Genomic DNA, 2,137 nt, shown 5'->3' with positions numbered 1-2,137 from the left:
GTTGGAAATTCGATGTCTGAAACAGCAAAGTCACGCGCTGCAGCACTTCCTCATTTGCGCCGCGGCGGACTTGCCATGGGCGATTCCATCCCGCTGCCCCTGACCATGGCCGCCATTTTTCATGCGCCCGGCGACGCCACCGGCTTCAACCAGTACGGCCGCTTCAGCAACCCGACCTGGGATGCGGTTGAACATATGCTGGCTCATCTGGAAGATGCGCCCTGCGTCGCCTTCCCTTCCGGAATGGCGGCAATCTCGGCGGCGTTTTTTGCCGTGCTCAAAGCCGGCGACCGTATCCTGCTGCCTTCGGACGGATACCACACGACAAGGGCGCTGGCCGATCGCTTCCTCAAGCCTCTCGGCATCACCTACGATGTCAGGCCGACTTCGACCTTCCTCGATGGCGGCTTCGATGGCTATCGCGTGGCGTTTGTCGAAACCCCTGCCAATCCGGGGCTGGATATCTGCGACATCGCGGCCGTCGCCGATGCTGTTCACAAAGCCGGCGCGATCCTTGTGGTCGACAACACGACCATGACGCCCTTCGGCCAGCGGCCGCTCGACCATGGCGCCGATATCGTCGTTGCCGCCGACACCAAGGCACCCAATGGCCATTCCGATGTGCTGTTCGGCCATGTCGCCAGCCGCAATGCCGATATCATCGCCGCCGTGACCGGCTGGCGCGAGGTTTCCGGCAGCATTCCCGGGCCGTTCGAAGCCTGGCTAGTGCATCGCGGCCTCGAAACACTGGATGTGCGCTTCGATCGCATGTGCTCGTCGGCGGAAGTCATCGCGCGGCGGCTGCAGGGTCACCGGGCAATCAGCGGCCTGCGTTATCCCGGGCTGGAAGGCGACCCGTCGCACAACCTGGCCCGCGCCCAGATGGAGCGCTTCGGCTTTCTCATCTCTTTCGAGCTTGCCTCGGAGGACAAGGCCGAGGATTTCATCAACAACTGCGAACTGATGCAGGCCGCGACATCCTTCGGCGGCGTCCACACCTCCGCCGAGCGGCGCTTGAAGCGAGGGGATGCGGTTCCCGCTGGTTTCGTTCGCCTCTCGGTCGGCTGCGAGCCGGTGGAAGAGCTCTGGAAGGCGATCGAGACGTCGCTGGACAAGATCAGCGGCTGAAATCGACTAGCGAGCCAGGTCATCGGCCTCAATGTTGCGCTTGCATGGATGGATCGCTGAACAAGCTTGAATCAACAGGCGCGCCCGAGGGCGCAACCTGCTGATCTCAAAATACTTCTCTTCGATATGGAGAGAATTGCCAGCTGGCCTGTAAGCCGGGTTCTGTATGGCCCTCGCCCCTTGCGAGGCGAGAACGTGGCGGCCATTCATCTTGGGCGCATGTTGCCATGCGCCTCACGCAACCTACCCGGACGGTGAGCCGGAAACAGCCCTCGAGGGTTTCCCCTCGCACCGCCCCTATTCGGTCTTGCTCCCGGTGGGGTTTACCGTGCCGCTCCTGTTGCCAGTCGCGCGGTGGGCTCTTACCCCACCCTTTCACCCTTGCCACGGGTAAACCGTGGCGGTTTGCTTTCTGTGGCACTTTCCCTGGGGTCGCCCCCGCCGGCCATTAACCGGCACCGTGTTTCCATGGAGCCCGGACTTTCCTCACCCGCGACCTTTCGGCGTTTGCGGGTGCGGCCGCCCAGCCAGCTGGCAAGGCGTATAAAGGGGTTCACGCCCAAAAACGCAAACGAAAAAGCAGACTTATGCGGGCGATCCAAGCGCAGCCATCTGCACCTTGACCTTGCCGCAATAGGCGGCTGACACCGGGTTCATCCGCGTTGCAGCGTGTCCGGCATTGTATTTCAGAATCGTGCCGCAGGTGGTGCCGCCGCCGAGACTCCGCGCCATGGCAAGGTATTTCATGCCGTATTTGATGTTGGTGTCGGGATCGAACAGGCCCTTGGCGGAACCGTTATAGCCCATCATCCGCGCCGTTGCCGGCTTGATCTGCATCAGGCCGATCTCGCCGGCGCTGCCGACGATGTTGGGCCGGTAGTTGCTCTCGATCTTGATGACCGCCGTGGCGAGCGACACCGGCACGCCTTCGATCGCCGCATAGCGGGCAACGATTGCGGAATACTGACCGCTGCTGGCCACTGCGGCCGTCGACGCCGCAGCGTTCCTG

The 2,137-nt window shown here is 62.6% G+C and carries 2 protein-coding genes and 1 other RNA gene; 1 reads left to right on the top strand and 2 read right to left on the bottom strand.

The window, feature by feature from the left end:
- The first annotated feature begins 12 nt into the window (after positions 1-12).
- Positions 13-1,128, top strand: a complete 1,116-nt coding sequence (locus tag EN935_RS32635; RefSeq protein WP_127374054.1) for a cystathionine gamma-lyase — start codon at positions 13-15, stop codon at positions 1,126-1,128.
- A gap of 135 nt (positions 1,129-1,263) precedes the next feature.
- Here EN935_RS32635 and rnpB read toward each other — a convergent pair.
- Positions 1,264-1,663, bottom strand: an RNA gene (gene rnpB / locus EN935_RS32630) — RNase P RNA component class A.
- A 50-nt stretch (positions 1,664-1,713) separates the two neighbouring features.
- The coding region (locus EN935_RS32625; protein ID WP_164771553.1) for a transglycosylase SLT domain-containing protein at positions 1,714-2,137 on the bottom strand (424 nt) is incomplete at its 5' end.

Origin of the sequence: Mesorhizobium sp. M7D.F.Ca.US.004.03.1.1 (genome assembly GCF_003998635.1) — a bacterium.
Classification (GTDB): Bacteria; Pseudomonadota; Alphaproteobacteria; order Rhizobiales; family Rhizobiaceae; genus Mesorhizobium; species Mesorhizobium loti.
This window is presented reverse-complemented; position numbering and strand designations above follow the sequence as displayed.